We start from the raw sequence: 20,749 nt of genomic DNA on the forward strand, positions 1-20,749 counted from the left end.
AAATCTTATTGTTGGCCTACTGAGCTAACAATCTTGATCTGCCTTTCGTCTGGTATCTCTTGATAAGACATCACTCGCAATCCTGGAATGGTGTACTTAACAAAACGAGATAACACAGTGCGTAACATTCCTGACGTTAACAGTATTGAAGGTTCACCGGCCATTTCTTGATTTTGATGCGCTTCGTTTAATGACACTTGAAGTCGCTCTGCAAGTCCTGGCTCTATTCCGGCACCTTCGTCGCCTGCATTTTGTAATGACTGATGCAACATCTGTTCCAACTCTGGCGCCAAGGTTATGACAGGGATTTCTGAAGACATACCCACTGCATCTTGAACTATTAATCGACGCAGTGAAATACGTACCGCAGCGGTTAAAACATCTGGGTCTTGGCTACGTGAGCCATACTCTACAAGGGTTTGCACTATTGAACGCATATCACGAATAGCTACACCTTCGTTTAATAAATTTTGTAAAACTTTAACTATGGTAGTTAATGGCAATACATCAGGCACCAAACCTTCTACTAACCTTGGGTGACTTTTTGCTAGCATATCTAATAGGTTTTGTACTTCTTCGTGGCCTAATAATAACGCCGCATTATTGGTGAGTAATTGGCTGATATGAGTGGCAACCACAGTCGCCGAATCAACCACGGTATAACCAAGCGATTGCGCTTCGTCTTTTTGATCAGGCTTGATCCACACCGCATCCAAGCCAAAAGCTGGATCTTTAGTTTCAATCCCTTTTATAGGGCCAAATACTTGTCCCGGATTAATTGCCAATTCGTCGCCGTGCTTTAGCTCCCCTTCGCCACTTGATACACCCATTAAGGTAATTCTGTATGCATTTGGGTCTAGCTCTAAGTTGTCGCGTATATGTACTGGGGGCACTAAAAAGCCTAATTCTTGAGAAAGCTTTTTACGCACGCCTTTAATGCGGTTTAACAATTCGCCACCTTGGGATTGATCAACCAATGGAATAAGTCGGTAACCTACCTCTAAACCAATCACATCAACCTGCTGCACATCGTCCCAACCTAACTCTTTTTGCTCTTGTTTATTGGCAATACCAGTTCCGGCAGCCCCGCCATTAGCGGTTTCCTCGGCAAGTGCTGCCGCTGCTTTTAATTTATTTTGTTGAGTGTAATAAGCTAAATAACCTAATAGTGCGCCTAAGCTTAAAAACGCTACGTGCGGCATACCAGGCACTAAGCCCATAATGATTAAAATACCTGAAGCAATAAATAACGACTTTTCGTTACCGAGTTGTTTCTTAAATTGATCGCCCATGTTGTGCGACTCATTTTGACGCGTTACAACAATAGCAGTACCAATAGAGAGTAATAATGAAGGGAGTTGCGCAACCAAGCCATCACCTATGGTAAGCAAGGTATAAATTTCCATGGCATTGCCAAAGCTTAAATCGTGTTGGATCATGCCAACAAACAAGCCACCAACAAGATTAATAATTAATATAACAATACCGGCAATAGCATCGCCCTTTACAAATTTACTGGCACCATCCATAGAACCATAAAAGTCGGCTTCGCGGGTTACTTCTTCGCGGCGCTCTCGGGCTTGCTCAGCGCTAATAAAGCCCGCATTCATGTCGGCATCAATTGCCATTTGTTTACCCGGCATAGCGTCAAGGGTAAAACGCGCCGACACTTCAGAAATACGCCCAGCACCTTTAGTAATTACCACAAAGTTAATGATGATCAATATTAAAAACACCACTAAACCTACCGCATAGTTACCACCAATAACTACAGAGCCAAAGGCTTCAATTACTTTACCGGCAGCGTCACCACCATTGTGGCCCTCAAGTAATACTACTCGGGTGCTGGCAACGTTAAGTGCCAAGCGCATAATAGTGGCGATTAGTAACACAGCCGGAAACATACCAAACTCAAGTGGTTTCATGGTGTATACAGTTACCAGTAACACCACCAAAGCAAGGGCAATATTAAAAGAAAATAATATATCAAGCAGGAACGGAGGAAGAGGTAAAATGACCATACCCAGCGCAGCAAGTACCATTAATGGTGTACCTACGCCTTTGGCATACTCTTTTTTATCTTTGTTAAGTTGTTGTAATACCGCTTTAAATCCCATAACCCTACAATTTCAAAAAATTGACACTACTGTGAAATTGCAATAACTATTCCAAGTTATAGGTTATTTAAATTAATACTGATAATCGTCAGGAATAGGCAGTTTTTTATTAAGCTTAGTGGGGCGTTTGCCACGCCCTTTATTAAAGCGCTTAAGCTGAAACACATAAGCCAATACTTGTGCAACTGCGGTAAATAATTGATCTGGAATTTGCTCCCCCACTTCTGCAGTATGATAAAGCGCTCGAGTAAGCGACGGCGATTCTAAGATAGGCACTTCATTACCAATCGCTATTTTACGAATTTGCATTGCCATTTCATCAATTCCTTTGGCAACTACTATAGGTGCTCCGGCGCGTTCGGTGTCGTACTTTAAAGCCACTGAGTAATGAGTAGGGTTAGTTACAATAACATCGGCATCGGGCACGTCTTGCATCATGCGTTTTTGCGACATTTGCCGCTGGGTTTGCCTTATACGCGCTTTTATTTGTGGGTCACCCTCTGAATTTTTATACTCGTCTTTTACTTCTTGTAGGGTCATTTTAAGTTGTTTATTGTGGTTATAACTTTGAAATGGCGCATCAATCGCAGCAATAATAATTAAGGTACAAGACAAGCCTAAAAACATCCAAGCCAATATTTCTAAGGCATGAATAATATTACCTGGGGCGCTTTCTACACTTAAGTGCAGTATTTCATCAAAAAAGGTATTAATTAAAAACACTGCAAAACTGGCAACTAAACCAAACTTTAACAGCGACTTTAACAGTTCCACCCCAGCTTGTGGGCCAAACATACGTTTAAAGCCTTTAGCAGGCGACATTTTACTGGCTTTAGGTGCAGCAGCTTGCCAACTAAAATTGAAGCCACCTAGCATGGTGTTACCAATAAAAGCAGCTAATACAATAATTAATACAAACATTGCCATAGGAAATATCAGCGCATCGGCCACTTCGCCCCATACAGCAAACATTTTGGTGGTATCGTAGGTTTCGTTACGGTTTAGGCTAAGCATTCTACCCATTACGTTATACAAACCTTTACCAATTTCGGGACCGTACATGAGCAACGAAATAGCCGAAAAAATAAGCACAAACATAGTACCCAACTCTTTGGATCGCGCTATTTGGCCTTTCTTTTTGGCATCCTCTATTTTTTTGGATGTGGGTTCTTCGGTTTTTTCTTGTCCAGAATCTTCAGACACAATAACCTCCTAAGGCGAGCAGCCCACTAATGAGCACATTAGCTCGACCATTTTTAGCCACTGAAACTCAAACTGCGATACAAAGTTACCTAAGGTCGCCCAAATAATGATAAGCCCAGCAACTAAAGTAAACGGAAAGCCAATAGAGAAAATATTTAACTGTGGCGCAGCGCGGGTCATAATGCCAAACGACATATTAATTACTAGCATAGCAGTAAGTGGTGCCAGTGATAGCACCAGCGCCGTGGTAAACATCCAGCCACCCCAAGTTACTATGTCCCAGTAATGATCCACCGCCCACCAATTACCGTCAATCGGCAGCACTTCAAAGCTATGTATCACCATTTGAATCATCATTAAGTGACCATTAAATACAAAAAATAATAAGGTCGCTAAAATAAGGTAAAACTGCCCCACTGCAGGCACACTTAAACCATTAGAGGGGTCAACTACAGAAGCAAAACCAAGACCCGTTTGCATAGCCAGTATTTGCCCAGCTAACACAAAGGTATTTAACAATAAGGTAGATGCAAAGCCAATAGCAATGCCTATTAGCATTTGCTGAATAACCACTAAAATCATTTCAAATGAAAATAAATTAGTAAAGGTAGCAGGCGGCAGCATAGGCACAGCAACAAAAGTAACCACAACGGCTAAACCTATTTTTATACGAGTAGGTACGTTTTTAGCGCCAAGGCCGGCCATTACCATAATCATTGAGCTAATACGCACTAATGGTAGTAAAAAATCACTCAACCATTGAATAACGACAGCAAACGGTAATTCCATGTTTAGCCTGCAATTTCAGGAATAAGTAATACTAGGCGGGTAAAAAAGTCCATTAACTCTTGGGTAAACCAGTGGCCGCCAACAATGAGGGCACTTATAGTAATAAGTAAGCGTGGTAAAAAGCTCAAAGTTTGTTCGTTAATTGAGGTTGCTGCCTGAAAAACAGCAACAACTAAGCCAATAATTAAACCTGGTACTACAATTGCTGAAACCAATTTAATCACTAAAAACAGCGCGCTACTTAAAATATCAACAAATACTTCTGGTTCCACGGCGTACTCCTAGTACGTAATTCGCTTAGTGCTAAGTAAGGTCATGTGCCTAAACCAAAGCTTTTTGCCAAGGTTCCCATCACTAAGCTCCAGCCATCAACCAATACAAACAGCATTATTTTAAACGGTAAAGAGACTATCATCGGCGATAGCATCATCATACCCATGGCCATTAATACCGACGCCACCACTAAATCTACGATTAAAAAAGGAATAAAAAACATAAAGCCAATAATAAAGGCAGTTTGTAGTTCACTGGTTACAAACGCCGGAATAAGTACAATTAACGGTGTGGCTTCTGGTGAATCTAACTGATCATGCCCCGCTATTTTAGCAAAGGTTTCTAAATCTTTTATCCGTACTTGCGATAGCATAAAGGCTTTCATTGGCTCTTTTGCCAATTCCAATGCTTCCATTGAAGTCACTTTTTCGCTTAAGTAAGGCTCTATAGCGCGTTCGTTTATTTGTTGATAGATAGGGGCCATAATAAAAATACTTAAAAATAATGACATACCTAATAATACTTGGTTTGAAGGGGTTTGCTGTAAACCTATAGCTTGGCGCAAAATAGCCAGCACCACAATAATACGGGTAAACGAGGTCATCATGATTATAGCCGCTGGAATAAAGCTCAGCGCGGTCATAATAGCCAGTACTTGCAGCGTTACCGAGTAGTCTTGGGTGCCATCTGCATTTGTGGTAATAGTGAGTGCATCAATACCTTCAGCACTAACATTTGGTACAAATACCATGGCAAAAATAACAAGCAGCCATTTCGTCATAATTTTAATTCTTTTTATTTTGGTTTGTTTGTGGATTTAAAAGTTTTCCAAAACGCTTTGCGAGTTCTGGTAGTTCTTTTTCACTCAAAGGTGTTTCCAGCTTATGCAAATAATTGATGCTTTGGGGAGTTACTCCTAACAAATGCTGGGCATTGTCTATTTCCACCACCATTAAGCGCTCGCGAGAACCCAAGGGTAAACTACGCACTACTTTAAATTCATCATTATTAGTTAAATTCGGATTTAGTTTTTTAACAAAATACGCTAACACTAAAATAAGTACTAACACCATAATAAGTGATAGCGCCATAGAAAGAATATCAGACGAAGATGTAGCCGAAGTCGTTTCTGCTTGCGCAAAAACTGAGTTTGTTAAAGTAGCTAATACCATCATCGTAGTTTTTTAATCCGTTCAACCTGGCTAATAACGTCGGTTAAACGAATACCGAACTTATCGTTTACCACCACTACTTCACCATGCGCAATTAAAGTGCCATTAACAAGTACATCTAACGGTTCACCCGCAACTCGGTCAAGCTCTACCACTGAGCCTTGATTTAATTGTAATAAATTACGAATGTTAATTTTAGAGCGCCCTACTTCCATAGAAATAGTCACAGGTATATCTAAAATAGAATCAAGTTTGCGTTTTTCTTCGCCGCTGATTTCATGCCTAGTATCACTTAACTCATCGAGTTCTGTTACTTTGGCTTGGCCACTTTCGTCAGTACCCTCAGCTTCTGCCAAGGCTGCTGCCCACTCGTCCATAGTGTCTTGATCATCGCTCATACGTTTAACCTTTTAATAAATTACCAGTCTAACCTTACACCGTCTGAAAGGTGTAAATCCTCTTCTAGTTCTGCTAATTCAGCATCTGAATCAATTTTCTTACCACCTTTGGTAAATACGTGCAGTTCAGATTTAACGGAATCAGGCCGTTTAATTTTTTCACTAATTTGCAGCGCAACACTATCGCGTGAGCGGCCCATTTTAGCTCTAAATGTCGGTAACTCTTCAACAAACACCGTAATATGCTCAGGCATTTCTACCGGAATAATATCACCTGTTTTAAGTTCCATTATCTGCTTCAGAGTTAAATCTACTTCCAGTAACTGAGTAGATAGCTCAACCTCTACATCCATTATCTCATCGCGAAGAGCCCTACTCCAGCGTAAATCGGTGTCTTCGGTATCCGATTGTACGCCCGCATCAAGCAGCTCCCTTATTGGCTCCAACATAGAATAAGGTAAAGCAATATGAAAGTCCCCTCCGCCACCATCTAATTCAATATGAAAAGAGCTAATAACCACCACTTCGGTTGGGCTTACAATGTTAGCCATGGCTGGATTTACTTCTGAGTCGAGGTATTCAAACGATACATCCATTACCGGCGCCCATGCTTCTTTATAATCTTCAAAGATTATTTTTAGTAACATTTGCACAATGCGTCGCTCAGTTGGGGTAAATTCTCGGCCTTCTATTTTTGCATGATAACGGCCATCACCACCAAAAAAGTTATCAACCAAAATAAATACTAAGCGTGCTTCCATAGTAATAAGGCCGGTGCCTTTTAATGGTCTAAAACGCACCATATTTAAACTCGTCGGCACAAATAAGGTATGCACATACTCGCCAAATTTAATCATTTGCACACCGTTTATAGACACCTCTGCGGTGTGGCGCATCATGTTAAATAAGCTAATTCGCATATGCCGAGCAAAGCGTTCGTTAACAATTTCCAGCGTCGGCATACGACCACGTACGATTCGATCTTGCGAGGAAAAGTCATACTGAAGTGTCCCTCCATCGCCATCATCGCCTCCGTGTATATCTTCCTCTTCGACCTCATCAACACCATGTAATAGCGCATCAATTTCGTCTTGGGATAATAAATCGCTCACACTAGCCCCTTATTGCATTACAAAGCCGGTAAACAATACCCGCTCAATTACTTTACTACCCTCAACATCCATCAATGCAACCTGTACTTTTTCAAGCGCAGCAAAACGTAAGGTTTCCTTACCGGCACTAGTACTTAATTCATCAGCACTTGTAGTAGAAAATACACTTAGTAGCTTACCTTCTATAAGAGGAATGTGCTTTTTCGCTATTTCTTCGTTTATTGCACCACGTACTAATAACTGAACACTAATTTGTACAATTCTATCACGGCTAGAACCAGGTACATTAAATATAAAAGGTCTTGGCATAGCCACATATAAAGCACTGCCTACTTTAGCCAACGAACCATTAACTGCGCTCGCTTCTTCAGTAGATGCATGACCATCACTTAAACCTTCTGCTGACTTATCAGAGCCCATAAGAAAAAAATACCCAGCAACAGCACCGACCACGAGCAATACAGCGGCAATTATTATTACCAGCTTCTTTTTTCTTTTACTCGCATCTTCTATTTCTAAATTAGCCTCTTCAGCCATGACATTTCCTTTATTAGACAAGGTACTTGCTTGTTTTAGTTCTCATAATAGCAGTACTTAGGCATAGTAATCTATTGATGATGACGTTTGTTGTCTAGAACTTGATATTTGTGTATTAACTAGCTCGTCGTTTTCATCAATACTCACTTCATTATTGGCCAAGCGAGAATTAGCATTTTCTTCATTTTGCTCTGCTCCTTGCCCTCCAGACTCTCCATAAGAAACAGTACTTTCGCCTAAATCAATGCCTTGCTGGGCAAGCATTTCGCGTAAGCGCGGTAATGTTTGTTCTAGCGCTTCTTTTGCTTGCTGATTTTGTACTACAAAGTTTATTTGTGCTTGCTCTGCATCACTTCTGATGCGAATTTGCATACTGCCCATTTCTGGTGGATCGAGGCGAATTTCCGCTACTTTATTATTTATACTTAGCATAGAGCTCACTCGCTCTTGCAGCATTTTTGCCGCATCACTTTTAATAATGTTAAGTGCTTGCATAACACCTGGATCAAAGCTTACTTGTTTAGCTTGTGTTGTGCTTTGTAACTGCCCTGTTTGCAATGCCTGTGTATCTATAATAGCTTGCTCATACCCTAAACTTTCATTATGGTTTAAACCACGAGTGGGTAGCTTATTAATCGTATTAGTAATTTGCGTAAACAGCTGTGTTACCCTTGGTGGTAATGGCTCAGCGCTATTGCTGCGCACGGGTTCTTTTAGCGATATATCTTGTTTAACGGCTTCTTTATCACTAATTCCACTAATTACTACTTTTTCTAACTGATTATTATTTTCACTTTTTGGTGTATTTATATTAGCTGTGTTACTTAAACCAAGATTAGCTTTGTCATTTGCTATTAAATGCACTTTAGAGTCTATTGATGTAGATAAATCAACGATAGTTTGCTTAATACTTGCTAACTGCTCACCTTGAGGTTGCTCATTTTTAATATAGCTATTTAACTGACTCAATAGTGCTTGTTTCTCTGGTCTGGTTAATGCACTTATTTGTGAATTTAAAGCCTGCTTGACTGTGTCTGCCGCGTTTGCTTTATCACTCTCTACAACATATTCGGTTAGCATTTGTTTTAACGTTGCTAGGTTGTCTTTGCTACTTGCCTGCAGCTGCGTAGTTAATTGCTCATGCTGCTCGGGTGTAAGTTTAGCAAGTAACGGATCTGATTTAATTGCTTCGCTGTCTTTACTTAGCAAACTAATCACTGCAGCATCTACTGACTGAGTATGTACGGTTACACCCGCTTTATTAACGGCTACTATGTTTTTGCTCAGTGGTATTAACTTCTCATCTTTCGCCTGAGAGTTCACAGCGGAACTGTCTAACACATCATTATCAACATCAACCGTGGTTTTAGCTACTGTTTCATTTACAGCTAAACTATGCGGCGCTATAACAATAGGAGCAAGTTGATCATCTGGCTTCGCTTTTAATTGCTTGGCATCTTCATCTAGCACCTCAGCCTTAACGCTTGCATTTTTTTTAACCGTAGTATCCATTGTATGGGCTGCATTTATTTGCGCTAACATACTATCACCCGATATCGCATCATCCGACACTTCTGCCTGTTTAGGCTGTGTAGCAATAGTATTTTCTTCATCTGTATTTTGTGTTTTAGTTTTGTTGCTATTATTGTAAACGGCTTTATTAGCATCTTCCAACTGGTTAAAAAAGCCAGCACTCGCGTTTTCACTGGAGCTCGAGGCGTCACTCGTTTGTTTACTTGAGAAAACCTCTTGCTCTGATACTGTTAACACTGAAATATTATTAATCGCCATAAATCACCTAATATAAAGCGGCAACAAGCCACCTCATAATGCCTAAAATTATACACCACCTAACAATAAAGCAATTAACGTGCCTAATTTGTTAGTGTTCATTCAAAAGAACAATCGCACTTTTACTTTAAGCTCGGTTGCTATTATGACGTTGAAAAAATTGATTAGCAGAAAACTCATCCAACATTTTTTGCTCATTTTTAGCCACCAGCACATTAGCCTTCAACTGTTGTTTTTCGATTAGTTTAGCGACTGCTTTAGCCTTAATTTGCTGCTTTAACCACAGTGTTTTACGCTGACTCACCACTTGTTTTGCGGTATTAACGGTATTGGCTTGTTGGCGAATTGCTTCTTCTATTTTGGCAATAAATGCATGAAATTGACTAAACCCGGCACTTGATAAACCCGACTGTCCTTTAATGTGTAATTGCTGGGTGTATTCCAATCTAAAGTCATTTAAACCTTGGAGCTTTTGCTGGTTTGCTTGTAAATTTTGATTCGCCTGCAAATAGCTCATCCGTAGTGTTTCTTCTTTATCGTTTTCAATTTTTAATAATAAATGCAGTTTGTTTTTAGCCATTATGCTTGCCCTAATAACTGCGCCAGCCCTTGCAGGCCATCGTCGTAACTAATTACATCGCGCATACCTTGCTGTAAAAAGGCATTTACTCTTGGCATCATATTAATGGCTTGATCAAGCATTTGATCTGTCCCTTTTTGATACGCACCTAAGGTGATCATGTCTTTATTTTGCTGGTACATAGAATACACCTGCTTAAGCACTCGCGCTTGTTGCATATGCGTCTCAGATACCACTTGTGGCATCACTCGCGAAATCGATTTTTCTATATCAATTGCCGGATAATGACCGCTGTCGGCCAGCTCCCGCGAAAGTACAATATGGCCGTCGAGTATAGCGCGCGCTGCATCGGCAATGGGGTCTTGCATATCATCGCCTTCACTTAGTACAGTAAAAAAGGCTGTAATAGAGCCTTGTCCTTCTCCGCCGTTACCGGCACGCTCCACCAGCGCAGGCAGCTTTGCAAACACCGAAGGCGGGTAGCCTTTAGTCGCCGGTGGCTCGCCTACCGCAAGTGCTATTTCACGCTGCGCCATGGCATAACGCGTTACCGAATCGAGCAATAACAAAACGTTTAATCCCTGATCGCGAAAGTACTCAGCAATAGTCACCGCACTTTCGCAGCCTTTTAAACGCATTAATGGTGAAGAATCTGCCGGTGCTGCTACAACCACCGAGCGTTTTCGCCCCTCTACACCAAGTATTTCTTCAATAAATTCTTTTACTTCACGGCCACGTTCACCCACCAGCCCCACCACAATAACATCGGCTTCACTGCCACGTGTCATCATACCAAGCAGTACCGACTTACCTACACCCGAGCCTGCAAACAAGCCCATTCGTTGGCCTTGTCCTACTGTTATTACTGAGTTTATAGCACGCACGCCTACATCCATTGGCTGGCTTATGGGTCGTCTTGAAAGGGGGTTTATCGGTTTTTGGGCAAATTTAAGATAGTGCTCGGCATTAATTTTACCTAAACCATCAAGAGGGCGGCCTAAGCCATCAACTACGCGGCCCAGCAAACTCATGCCTACAGGTAAACCTGTGTCGTTAAGTTGTGGGATCACTCGAGCACCAGGAAGCACCCCCGATATATGATCGTTTGGCATTAAATATAATGTTTGGTCGTTAAAACCAACTATTTCGGCATCAACAAAGCCGTTCATGGTTTCTATTTTACACTGGCTACCTACAGGCGCACGTAAGCCTTTGGCCTCAAGGGTAAGGCCAACTACTCGCGTTAAAATACCCGCTACAGCAAGTGTTGGCGGTTTAATATGCTGTTTGTATTGAGATAAGCGTTCGCTTAATGAGACATCTAAAGCAGACATAACAGACCAATAAAATAGTTAGATACTACTGTTATGCAAAAAACTATCCAATGTTTCTTTGACACGCGTTTTAAGTGTCATATCAAGCGATGATTGCGCCGTTTTAACTTCGCAGCCGCCTCGCTCTAACGTTGGTTCTGCAATTAACTGCCAGTTATTATCTGTCACTGTTTGCTCGCCATAACTTTGCTTTATTAACTCTAAATCTTCGGGGTGTAAATGAATACGTACTTTTTCTTGCTCAGTATTAAGGGCATCAATACTGTGTTTAAGGGTGTGTAAAATAACATCGGGAGAGGTTTTTACTTCTTGATAAATAATGGCCTCTGCAAGCATAACCGCTAATTGCACTAATTGCTTTTCAGCATGCTCATCCACTTTACCCAGTGGCGCGGTTAATCCCTCTAAAATACTACGCAGACTCGTTAACTGCTCTTCTATTAGTGGTTTTACATCTTCATGGCCCTGAGTTTTGCCCAGCTCTAGGCCTTCTTTGTAGCCCGCTTCTTTACCTTCGGTAACACCTTTATCAAAACCGTCTATGTAGCCTTGCTCGTGTCCTTGCTTTACACCTTCTTCAAACGCATCTTGTCTAATGCGCTCAAGTTCAGCCATAGTGAGCGCAGGTAACTCAGGCTCTTGCGGCTCTTCTATTGGTGATTCTTCAGCCATTTCTTTTCTATACAGCTCCGCAAGCGGTGTACCGTAAGCGGTTGAACGATTACCAAAACTTTGCTTATCTGGTGCTACATCAGGAATATCCCAATGCTTTAAAAGCTCATCGGCTTCATCTGCGTGCAGCGGACGCCCTTTGTGCATTGACGGTTTAGTCATGGTTTATAAAAACTCCTCGCCACCGCCACCGCCGAGTTGTATTTCACCCGAGTCAGATAAGCGACGCGCAGTAGAGAGTATCTCTTTTTGCGCAGACTCTACTTCACTAATACGCACCGGCGCCATTGCCTCTAAATCATCGGCTAGCATTTCTGCAGCACGTTTAGACATATTACCGAGTATTTTTTCTTTAAGTGCATCGTCTGTGCCTTTAATCGCTTTCATTAGTACGTCTTGTTGTACTTCGCGTAAAATTGCTTGAATACCACGGTCATCTACGTCCATTAAGTTTTCAAACACAAACATAAGATCTTGAATTTGTTGCGACATCTCTTCGTCATGCTCACGAATAGAGTCCATTAACTGCCCTTCTACGTTGGTATCTAGGTAGTTCATAATATCGGCAGCCGCTTTTAAGCCGCCCATTTTTGCTGCTTGCGCACCTGCTTGGCCAGCAAACTGTTTTTCCATAATTTCGTTAAGCTCTTGCAATGCAGCAGGCTGCACTTCTTCAAGGTTAGCTATACGCATAGTTAAATCTAGGCGCACTTTTTCAGGGAACTGCGCCAATATTTCGGCAGATTGCTCAGGCTCTAAATACGACAATACAATGGTTTGAATTTGCGGGTGCTCATTACGAATAATATTAGCTACCTGCTTCGAGTCCATCCATTTTAACGAATCAAGCCCTTTAGCACCCGAACCCATTACTATTTGGTCAATCAGACTGGCGGCTTTATCTTCACCTAACGCAGCGGTAAGCGCTTTTTTAATAAAGTCTTCTGATTGAAAGCCAATTGTACTAAAGCTTTGTATTTGCTCTATAAATAGATTATGAACCGCGCTTATTTTAGCTTGCGATAAATCCTCTAATCCAGCCATCGCCATACCCACTTTTTGCACCTGCTTAGGCTCTAAATGTTTGAGTATTTGCGCTGCATCTTCCTCTGTTAAGCTCAACAATAGAATAGCGGCTTTATCGACACCATCAAGCTTATCAACATCAAATGCTGCTGGGAGTTGTTTTTGGTTTTGATCAGTCATCTTCTGTTAACCACGCTTTCACTACTTGTGATGATAGTTCTGGTTCATTAGCTACAAGAGCACGTACGGCCTTAAGTAAATCTTCGTCACCATGTAAATCGGGAAGCTGCAATGTACCATCACTTGAAAAGCCTATTGAAGCAGAATCAAAATCTTTATTTAACATATCTAAGCTATTATCGCCAATATCAACCCCTGAACTAAGAGCATCTTCATCGTACTCATCAAGCGTGCTGTCTGGGTAAATTAGACGCTTTAGCATAGGTTTAACTACGGCCATTATCAATACAATAATAACTAATGCTGCTAGTACCAAGCGTACTATTTTCATAAACCAGTCTTGTTCCCACAACGGTAGTTCAAAGTCTAGGTCTGTTGCTTCACGTACAAAAGGAACTGTAACTACTTCTAAGGCATCGCCACGTTGTATATCAAAACCAACACCGCCTTGTAATAAACGTCTAATATTTGACAGTGCCTCTACCGAGCGTGGAACCATAGTAGCTTCCCCGTTTTCGCCCACTTTTGGTAAATAGTCAACCGCTACCGATACACTAATTCTGCGAATAGTTCCGGTTTGCTGGCGCTTGTGCGAAATAGTGGTATCAAGTTCATAGTTTCGCGTCGCTTCTTTATGTGTACGACCTGGTGCGGTTGCACTACCGGCTCCGCCTTCAGTTATTTCTTCTGGTATATCTGAGTTAACTGGCGGTTGATTCGTTAATGCGCCAGGAATACCAATAGCTAAGCCACCAATGTTATTTTCTTCAAACGTCGTTTCGCTTCTTATCGCAGGTAGGTCAGGATTATAGCGCTTTTGTGTCTCTTCTAATGAGCTAAAGTCCATGCTTAAATCAACTTGCGCGGTGTAATTACTTAAACCAACAATAGGAATTAAAATACTGTCTATTTTTTCAAGGTATTCTTGCTCACGTTTACGTTCTAAATCATATTCTTTACGAGAGCGTGCATCGAGTGAGCTTTGTGAACCCGAGTTTAATAAACGGCCATTTTGATCGGTTACCGTTACACGTGCAGGCTCTAACCCTTGCACTGCAGAGGCTACCATATCAACCACTGAGTCTACTTCTTCACGGTCAAGTGAGCGTCCGCGTTTAAGCGTAAGCACCACAGTTGCTGAAGGTTTTTTCTCTCTGCGAGCAAATACGTTTTCTTTTGGAATAGCTAACAGCACCTTGGCGCGAGTGATGTTATTAAGCTCTTCTATAGTGCGGGCAAGTTGTTGCTCTCGGCCATGCTTTAGGCGCTCGCGCTCTAAGCGCTGGCTTACACCAAAGCCCATATCTTGCATAATTATGTCTGATCCAGAAGTAGGACCTTGATCCAAGCCTTCGCGAGTCATTAGTAATTTTATATTCTGGTATTCACTTTCATCAACAGAAACAACGTTGCCATCTAGTTGGTAGTCTATTTTTTGTGCATCTAAAAAATCAAGTGTTTGAATTAGCTCCTCGGTAGGCATTTTACCTAACGGGCGCATATCTGGCTGACGTGCCCAAATAATCACAAAAATGGCAATCGCCAAACAAATAGTTAATGCAATAATAAGGGTAACTTGACGCAATACATCAACACCGCTTAGCGCACTTAAATAGCCCGACTTTTGTTCTTGTTGATCGTCACTATCACCATGCTCAATACCGCCATCAGCAAGTGCAAGATCTGTAGATTGATTAGATTGCGCCACAATTATTCTCCACTACCTAAATTAAACAGGCATATTCATGATTTCTTTATAGGCTTCAACAAGTTTATTACGAACTTGTACGGTCGCCTCAAATGCAACAGAAGATTTCTGCGAAGCAATCATCGCCTCAGCAAGCGATACACTTCTGTCGCCCATTTCAACCGCTTTTACTTTTTGACCTGTGTCTTGCTGTAACTCATGCACAGTATTGAGCGCATTGCTGAGCATATCACCAAATTGTGCTGAAGACGTAGGCTGAGCTTGTGTAGGCAATTTATTAATTTGATTATTACGGCCCGCTTCTAAGGCCATAGATTGCATTTCTTGAAATACAGCGCTATTTTGAATTTTCATTATTTGTCTCTAACAATACAGTTAACTCTTAAGGTTAAGAATGCACAAAGCGTGCCACTTAATTAACCCTTTAAATACAGTGTGTTAGAGTTTATTTACTTAGTCAGAGTTTTGACAGCCCTAAATCCAAGATGTTGAATTTAGGGCTTTTTTGAAGGTTATGCAGGAAGTGAAATACCTAAGTCGCGCATTTGCGCCAACTTATAACGTAAAGTTCGCGGGCTAATTCCCAAGGTTTCGGCTACGTCTTTACGCTTGCCTTGGCAACGCGCAAGCGTTTCTAAAATAATTCGATGTTCTTTATCTTTAAGCTCATCTTTATAACTGCCTGTATCTTGAGCTAGTAAATCTGATTTTTGCTCATCAGGCTTTTCATCATTAGTAATGGCTGTTGTTTTATTATCGTAATAAGCACTAGTTAATGTGCTTTCAACAATTGGCGACTCTACTACAAAGTTGCTTGGGGCTAAATTTTCAATAAAAATAGCTTGCTCACTTATGCTGTTGCCACTGCGCAGTATAAGCGCACGTTGAATTACGTTATCAAGCTCGCGTACATTACCTGGCCATGTATGGCTAAGGAGCTTTTGCTCAGCTTGCTTATCTAAAATAGCCAGCGGCTGCTTAGCTTTTATTAAATGGCGTTCAATTAAGTGTTTTGCCAACACAATTATATCGCCAGGGCGCTCGCACAATGGCCGCCACATGAGTGGAAAAACGTTAAGGCGATAATATAAATCTTCCCGAAACTGATTATTCGCTACCGCTTGTTTTAAATCGCGATTACTGGTTGCGAGTATGCGTACATCTAGCGCAATGGTTTTACGACTCCCTAAGCGTTCAACTTCGCGCTCTTGTAATACACGTAGTAGTTTAACTTGTAAGCCCAAATCCATTTCGGTAATTTCATCTAGTAAAATAGTACCGCCCTGTGCTTGCTCAAACTTACCTGGGCATGCCTGAATCGCGCCAGTAAAAGCGCCTTTTTCGTAGCCAAACAATGTTGCTTCTAGCATGTTTTCAGGAATGGCTGCGCAATTAATTGCTACAAATGGTTGGTTTGCACGCTCTGACTTATCATGAATAAACCGCGCTAACACTTCTTTACCCGAGCCACTTGGCCCCAGCACCATAACACTGGCGTCTGATTTAGCTACTCTGCTTGCAAGCTCCAGCAATTGAATACTCGTTGGGTCGGCAACAATAGGGCCGTCGGTTTCTTTGGGTTTTTCGGGCAAATAGCGGCTCACCATATTTAATAGCACCTCAGGTGCAAATGGTTTGGCCATATAATCAATCGCACCTAAGCGCATTGCCTCTACCGCATCGTCAATAGTTGCGTAGGCGGTCATCATTAATACCGGTAAATCGGGGTAATTTAATTTAATACTGCGCAGTAAATCTAGGCCGCTCATGGCACCCATTTGCACATCGCTCACCACTAACGAAAAGGATTCTTTTTTAAGTAGTAACATCGCCTGCTCTGCACTGTCGGCAGCAACGCATTCAATACCCGACATTTCTAGGGTATCTATTAATGCTTCGCGAAGCCCTGCGTCGTCCTCTACAACTAAAATAGTATTACTCATAACGATTCCTCTAATTTAGATGCTGCGCTAATTGGCAATAACAGATTAAAACAAGCGCCGCCATGTACATTATTAATCACCTCAATACGCCCTTGGTGCGCATTAACAACAGAGCTTACAACCGCCAACCCTAAGCCTGTGCCTTGGCTGCTAGTGGTAAAAAATGGTTCAAACAGTTTATCTACCTGTTGTAGGTCAACACCTGGGCCATTATCACTCACGCTAATGCGTACAAAATCTGGGGCTTGCAAATCGCGTACAGCACTTACTTGCACTTGTGCCCCAGAGCCTATAATTTGAATACTGTTATGAATCAGATTTTGAATTGCACTAGCAAGCGCGGTTTTATTACCTAAAATAGTAATGTCGGGCTCAGGTAAGCTTACATCAAGTTCACTGTTATTAAGCGTTACCATAGCATCAGCACCGGCTTTTACTTCGCTTAACAATTGCTGCATAGACACCTGCTCCACTACATGCTGATCGCCACTTTTAGCGAATAACAGCATGTCGTTTACTTGGTTTTCTAAATCTTTTAAACGCGACATTAATTTAGTTTGAAAGTTATCGCGCGACGCTTCGGGTAAGCGTTTTGAACCTAAATTAGCGGCATAAAGCATAGCCGCCGACAGCGGCGTGCGCACTTGGTGCGCCAACGATGCCACCATTTTACCCAGCGCACTTAAGCGCTGCATATGCGCAACCCGTTTTTGCAAGCGGCGGGTTTCGCTCAAGTCCGTCATTAAAATAAGTTGCCCTGGCTCTGGGGCAAGTGCGGTAATATCAAGTTTTATTAAGCGCCCGCCTTTTAAAGACACCTCATGGCCATCATCTTGCTGAGGCCGAAAAGAGCGTTGAATAACACTAAACCACTTTTCGCCTTCAAGCGGCTCACCGAGCATATCAATCGCAATTTGATTCGCTTTAGCAATCATGCCTTTGCCGTCAAGCACTATTACTCCTGCGGGCATAGTATCTACTAAATGCGAAAGCCAACTAGCCTGTTTGCGCAGATCGCTTAACTCCCCTATATACTCCTCTTGAAGTAAACATGGGTTATACTGATTTGCAGAAATAAACTGTGGTTTTAACACACTAGCAAGTGCCATAATAAAATCTCTAATTGATGCAGATACAGCTTCAAATGCACAATTTATACCACCTTTTATTATCATGTATATCATTGAGTTATACAGTAAAAAAGCGCGACATAAAAATGACGCACAAATAAAAGTACCGCAACTAAGGAATTATAATGACCAAGCAATCCCGCTGCTCATGGCTCGACACCAGTAAACCCGACTACGTTGCATACCACGATAATGAATGGGGAGTGCCAGTGTATGACGATAAAAAGCTGTTTGAATTTTTAACACTGGAGTCGGCGCAAGCAGGCTTGAGTTGGTACACTATTTTAAAAAAGCGTAATGGTTATAAAAATGCTTTTGCCGATTTTGACGTACATAAAGTAGCAGCATTTACCGAGCAAGATATTGAGCGACTAATGCTTGATGCAGGTATTGTGCGTAATCGCTTAAAAATTGCTGCTACTGTAAATAACGCTAAATGCTTTATTAAAATTCAGCAAGAGTTTGGCAGCTTTAGTAACTATCAATGGCAGTTTGTTGGCAATAAGTCGCAAATAAGTAATTTAAACTCTGCTGATGACACACCAGCAATTACCCCTACCTCAAGCGCATTTGCTAAAGATTTAAAAAAGCGTGGTTTTAAGTTTTTAGGGCCAACAACCGTATACGCCCATATGCAAGCCTGTGGCATGGTTAACGATCACAGCAATAACTGTTTTAGAAAAGAAGAAATTAAGGGGCTAGGAGCTAGGCGCTAGGCAAAGATTTAACTTCAGGACTTTAAGTAATAACTCTATAAACTTTAACTTCCCGTTAATATATTTACTTAAACCAACTTGCACACAGAGAAAATAATGAGAGTAAATGAGAAATGACTAAAACACGTAGTTGAGTGTCTTTTTCTTCTCTAAAGCGTAGCGCCCTCTTAACCTCTTTGTGAATTAACTTACTTAAACCAATATACACAAAGAGAAGTGAATGAGCAGACATATAACCTAATGCTTTTTACTTCTTTTAAGCGCGGTATAAAACCGCATTAAAATGGCAGTAGCCCTTAGCTTTTAATCTCTCGACAAGTTATATTTTTTCATTTTTTCGACTAAAGTAGTACGGCGCACCCCAAGTATTTCGGCGGCATGGGCAACTACATAGTCAAAACGCTCCAACGCTTGGGTAATTAAATTAATTTCCAGCTCAGCTAAGTACTCCTTAAGCTCAACTCCTTCGCTTGGTAACAAGTTTGAACCAGCCGCTGTAGAGTGATCTATCTCATCGTCATAATCGCTAAAGTCGGTACTAAATATATCGTTAAATGCATCGCGCTCCATCAGCTCTTCTGGGTACTGCGGCTCATAGGCTTCAACTTCAATATATCGATACTTCGCCGGTAGGTCGGGTATATCCACCACTTTTTCAGGGAACATTATCACCATTCGTTCTACCAAGTTTGCAAGCTCGCGAATATTTCCAGGCCAATTATGCTCTTTTAGACTCTCGACAGCGCGCTCAGTAAACTTAGCGGTTGAGCCGCTTTGCTCATTAACGCGGCGCATTAACTCTTTTAATAGCAAAGGTATGTCATCGGCACGCTGGGTAAGCGACGGGCTTTCAATGGGGAATACGTTTAACCGGTAGTATAAATCTTCACGAAACGTGCCTTCCTCTATCATAGTTTCGAGGTTACGATGGGTCGCTGCAATAATGCGTACATCGGCCTGAATCGCTTTAGTGCCGCCTACTCGCTCATAACTGCGCTCTTGCAATACGCGCAGCAACTTAACCTGCATTTGCAGCGGCATATCACCTATTTCATCTAAAAACAGTGTACCGCCCTGAGCCAATTCAAAACGCCCTTTACGAGCAGAAATAGCCCCCGTAAATGCCCCTTTTTCATGACCAAATAATTCGCTTTCGAGCAACTCCCCAGGGATCGCACCACAGTTAACTGGTACAAAAGGCCCTTTAAGGCGTTTAGATAATAAATGTACGTTACGCGCAACCACTTCCTTACCTGTGCCCGACTCACCTAAAATAAGCACATTAGCATCGGTTTTGGCTACTTGCTCAATTAAAAAGCGCAGGTCTTTAACCGCTGCTGTTTCGCCCACTAAGCCGTCAAAGGTATTATGTGGCTTACTGTGTTTGTGCTCATTAGGCAGCATACGCTGATATTGTTGGCAATCATGTAATAACTGCGTGGTTACTTCGTGGCTAAATGGCTCACAAATCAACCCAACCACATTAGCAATACTCAATAAAGGTTTGAGTGTTTCACCTATTAATAAAAAAGGAAACGTAGGGTAGCGCTTAATTAAACTTTCGTGATCGAGCGCCTGCAAGGCGCCTAAAATTACAATGCATTCTTTATTTTGATACTTGCTGCATGTTTGTTCAAAATCAGCTTCGCTTTGTAATTGCACCGCTTCACCTATGAAACTAAGTGAGGCATATAATCCTATCGAGCGATTGTTATTATTATCTAAAATTAAGATCATTTTTAGCGGGCCATTCTTTTCACTAATTTATTTTGTTAATCAAATTGTAAGCCAGTTGAAATTGTATGCAAGCACTAGCGGCGACTTTTTGACATTAACGCCAAAAAACAGACACTTTAAAAATAAAAGTTAATACTTTCAGGTTACTTTATAAATATAAAGTTATGTTCCAGCCTTTAATAGTAGTTACAAATACATGTAAAAGCCGCTCTTGAACTAAGGCGTATTTATATTTTACGATTAAAATTTGTTCATTTTTGGAGTGTTAAATCTCTATGAAGCTACCCAACTGGTTCGATAAATACTTCTGCTTCCCCCTTGTATGAATTAC

General features: G+C 41.4%; 20 protein-coding genes. 1 reads left to right on the forward strand and 19 read right to left on the reverse strand.

Annotated features, from left to right (window positions below; translation table 11 throughout):
- Positions 1–5: 5 nt before the first annotated feature.
- From flhA to CIK86_RS09260, 18 genes are all read right to left on the reverse strand, one after another.
- Positions 6–2,117 (reverse strand): flagellar biosynthesis protein FlhA, encoded by a 2,112-nt coding sequence (gene flhA, locus CIK86_RS09175; RefSeq protein WP_086993570.1) that lies wholly within the window; start codon positions 2,115–2,117, stop codon positions 6–8.
- A 72-nt stretch (positions 2,118–2,189) separates the two neighbouring features.
- Positions 2,190–3,320, reverse strand: coding sequence for a flagellar biosynthesis protein FlhB (flhB, locus tag CIK86_RS09180; protein WP_086993572.1), 1,131 nt, complete (start codon positions 3,318–3,320; stop codon positions 2,190–2,192).
- 9 nt (positions 3,321–3,329) lie between these two features.
- Positions 3,330–4,109 (reverse strand): flagellar biosynthetic protein FliR, encoded by a 780-nt coding sequence (gene fliR, locus CIK86_RS09185; RefSeq protein WP_086993574.1) that lies wholly within the window; start codon positions 4,107–4,109, stop codon positions 3,330–3,332.
- 2 nt (positions 4,110–4,111) lie between these two features.
- Positions 4,112–4,381 carry a flagellar biosynthetic protein FliQ gene (locus tag CIK86_RS09190; RefSeq protein WP_086993576.1) on the reverse strand — a complete coding sequence of 90 codons (270 nt, stop codon included), beginning with the start codon at positions 4,379–4,381 and terminating at the stop codon, positions 4,112–4,114.
- Positions 4,382–4,422: 41 nt separating this feature from the next.
- Positions 4,423–5,163: a flagellar type III secretion system pore protein FliP gene (gene fliP, locus CIK86_RS09195; RefSeq protein WP_086993578.1), complete on the reverse strand. Its 741-nt coding sequence runs from the start codon at positions 5,161–5,163 to the stop codon at positions 4,423–4,425.
- Positions 5,164–5,167: 4 nt separating this feature from the next.
- Positions 5,168–5,557 (reverse strand): flagellar biosynthetic protein FliO, encoded by a 390-nt coding sequence (gene fliO, locus CIK86_RS09200; protein ID WP_086993580.1) that lies wholly within the window; start codon positions 5,555–5,557, stop codon positions 5,168–5,170.
- Positions 5,554–5,952, reverse strand: coding sequence for a flagellar motor switch protein FliN (fliN, locus tag CIK86_RS09205; RefSeq protein WP_086993582.1), 399 nt, complete (start codon positions 5,950–5,952; stop codon positions 5,554–5,556). The genes fliO and fliN overlap by 4 nt, the downstream gene beginning before the upstream one ends.
- 20 nt (positions 5,953–5,972) lie before the next feature.
- A complete protein-coding gene (fliM, locus tag CIK86_RS09210) occupies positions 5,973–7,064 on the reverse strand; it encodes a flagellar motor switch protein FliM (protein WP_086993584.1) in 1,092 nt (363 codons plus the stop codon).
- A gap of 9 nt (positions 7,065–7,073) precedes the next feature.
- Positions 7,074–7,601, reverse strand: coding sequence for a flagellar basal body-associated protein FliL (fliL, locus tag CIK86_RS09215; protein ID WP_086993586.1), 528 nt, complete (start codon positions 7,599–7,601; stop codon positions 7,074–7,076).
- Between the two features lie 57 nt (positions 7,602–7,658).
- Positions 7,659–9,392: a flagellar hook-length control protein FliK gene (locus tag CIK86_RS09220; protein WP_086993588.1), complete on the reverse strand. Its 1,734-nt coding sequence runs from the start codon at positions 9,390–9,392 to the stop codon at positions 7,659–7,661.
- A gap of 127 nt (positions 9,393–9,519) precedes the next feature.
- A complete protein-coding gene (gene fliJ, locus CIK86_RS09225) occupies positions 9,520–9,972 on the reverse strand; it encodes a flagellar export protein FliJ (protein WP_086993590.1) in 453 nt (150 codons plus the stop codon).
- Positions 9,972–11,306, reverse strand: coding sequence for a flagellar protein export ATPase FliI (gene fliI / locus CIK86_RS09230; RefSeq protein ID WP_011327488.1), 1,335 nt, complete (start codon positions 11,304–11,306; stop codon positions 9,972–9,974). Before fliI ends, fliJ begins: the two co-directional genes overlap by 1 nt.
- Before the next feature lie 18 nt (positions 11,307–11,324).
- The gene (gene fliH / locus CIK86_RS09235; protein WP_254910706.1) at positions 11,325–12,140 is read right to left on the reverse strand and encodes a flagellar assembly protein FliH; all 816 of its coding nucleotides are present in this window, start codon (positions 12,138–12,140) and stop codon (positions 11,325–11,327) included.
- Between the two features lie 3 nt (positions 12,141–12,143).
- The gene (fliG, locus tag CIK86_RS09240) at positions 12,144–13,184 is read right to left on the reverse strand and encodes a flagellar motor switch protein FliG (RefSeq protein WP_086993592.1); all 1,041 of its coding nucleotides are present in this window, start codon (positions 13,182–13,184) and stop codon (positions 12,144–12,146) included.
- Positions 13,177–14,892, reverse strand: coding sequence for a flagellar basal-body MS-ring/collar protein FliF (gene fliF / locus CIK86_RS09245; RefSeq protein WP_086993594.1), 1,716 nt, complete (start codon positions 14,890–14,892; stop codon positions 13,177–13,179). Before fliF ends, fliG begins: the two co-directional genes overlap by 8 nt.
- Before the next feature lie 21 nt (positions 14,893–14,913).
- Positions 14,914–15,246, reverse strand: a complete 333-nt coding sequence (fliE, locus tag CIK86_RS09250; RefSeq protein WP_086993596.1) for a flagellar hook-basal body complex protein FliE — start codon at positions 15,244–15,246, stop codon at positions 14,914–14,916.
- A gap of 158 nt (positions 15,247–15,404) precedes the next feature.
- Positions 15,405–16,835 carry a sigma-54 dependent transcriptional regulator gene (locus CIK86_RS09255; protein ID WP_086993598.1) on the reverse strand — a complete coding sequence of 477 codons (1,431 nt, stop codon included), beginning with the start codon at positions 16,833–16,835 and terminating at the stop codon, positions 15,405–15,407.
- Positions 16,832–17,944: an ATP-binding protein gene (locus CIK86_RS09260; RefSeq protein WP_086993623.1), complete on the reverse strand. Its 1,113-nt coding sequence runs from the start codon at positions 17,942–17,944 to the stop codon at positions 16,832–16,834. The genes CIK86_RS09255 and CIK86_RS09260 overlap by 4 nt, the downstream gene beginning before the upstream one ends.
- A gap of 146 nt (positions 17,945–18,090) precedes the next feature.
- On the opposite strand from CIK86_RS09260, the gene CIK86_RS09265 reads away from it, so the two are divergent.
- The gene (locus CIK86_RS09265) at positions 18,091–18,681 is read left to right on the forward strand and encodes a DNA-3-methyladenine glycosylase I (RefSeq protein WP_086993600.1); all 591 of its coding nucleotides are present in this window, start codon (positions 18,091–18,093) and stop codon (positions 18,679–18,681) included.
- 303 nt (positions 18,682–18,984) lie between these two features.
- On the opposite strand, the gene CIK86_RS09270 is transcribed toward CIK86_RS09265, so the two are convergent.
- On the reverse strand, positions 18,985–20,418 hold the full coding sequence (locus CIK86_RS09270; protein ID WP_086993602.1) for a sigma-54 dependent transcriptional regulator: 1,434 nt from the start codon (positions 20,416–20,418) through the stop codon (positions 18,985–18,987).
- Positions 20,419–20,749 lie beyond the last annotated feature (331 nt).

The organism is Pseudoalteromonas sp. JB197, from assembly GCF_002332205.1.
Classification (GTDB): domain Bacteria; phylum Pseudomonadota; class Gammaproteobacteria; order Enterobacterales; family Alteromonadaceae; genus Pseudoalteromonas; species Pseudoalteromonas nigrifaciens.

Coding starts and splice junctions, on each gene's coding strand:
- fliH (WP_254910706.1), bottom strand. CDS start 12,140: ATGACTAAACCGTCAATGCACAAAGGGCGTCCGCTGCACGCAGATGAA.
- CIK86_RS09220 (WP_086993588.1), bottom strand. CDS start 9,392: ATGGCGATTAATAATATTTCAGTGTTAACAGTATCAGAGCAAGAGGTT.
- fliL (WP_086993586.1), bottom strand. CDS start 7,601: ATGGCTGAAGAGGCTAATTTAGAAATAGAAGATGCGAGTAAAAGAAAA.
- CIK86_RS09260 (WP_086993623.1), bottom strand. CDS start 17,944: ATGGCACTTGCTAGTGTGTTAAAACCACAGTTTATTTCTGCAAATCAG.
- CIK86_RS09270 (WP_086993602.1), bottom strand. CDS start 20,418: ATGATCTTAATTTTAGATAATAATAACAATCGCTCGATAGGATTATAT.
- fliJ (WP_086993590.1), bottom strand. CDS start 9,972: ATGGCTAAAAACAAACTGCATTTATTATTAAAAATTGAAAACGATAAA.
- fliI (WP_011327488.1), bottom strand. CDS start 11,306: ATGTCTGCTTTAGATGTCTCATTAAGCGAACGCTTATCTCAATACAAA.
- fliO (WP_086993580.1), bottom strand. CDS start 5,557: ATGATGGTATTAGCTACTTTAACAAACTCAGTTTTTGCGCAAGCAGAA.
- fliR (WP_086993574.1), bottom strand. CDS start 4,109: ATGGAATTACCGTTTGCTGTCGTTATTCAATGGTTGAGTGATTTTTTA.
- flhA (WP_086993570.1), bottom strand. CDS start 2,117: ATGGGATTTAAAGCGGTATTACAACAACTTAACAAAGATAAAAAAGAG.
- fliP (WP_086993578.1), bottom strand. CDS start 5,163: ATGACGAAATGGCTGCTTGTTATTTTTGCCATGGTATTTGTACCAAAT.
- fliE (WP_086993596.1), bottom strand. CDS start 15,246: ATGAAAATTCAAAATAGCGCTGTATTTCAAGAAATGCAATCTATGGCC.
- fliN (WP_086993582.1), bottom strand. CDS start 5,952: ATGAGCGATGATCAAGACACTATGGACGAGTGGGCAGCAGCCTTGGCA.
- CIK86_RS09255 (WP_086993598.1), bottom strand. CDS start 16,835: ATGAGTAATACTATTTTAGTTGTAGAGGACGACGCAGGGCTTCGCGAA.
- CIK86_RS09265 (WP_086993600.1), top strand. CDS start 18,091: ATGACCAAGCAATCCCGCTGCTCATGGCTCGACACCAGTAAACCCGAC.
- fliG (WP_086993592.1), bottom strand. CDS start 13,184: ATGACTGATCAAAACCAAAAACAACTCCCAGCAGCATTTGATGTTGAT.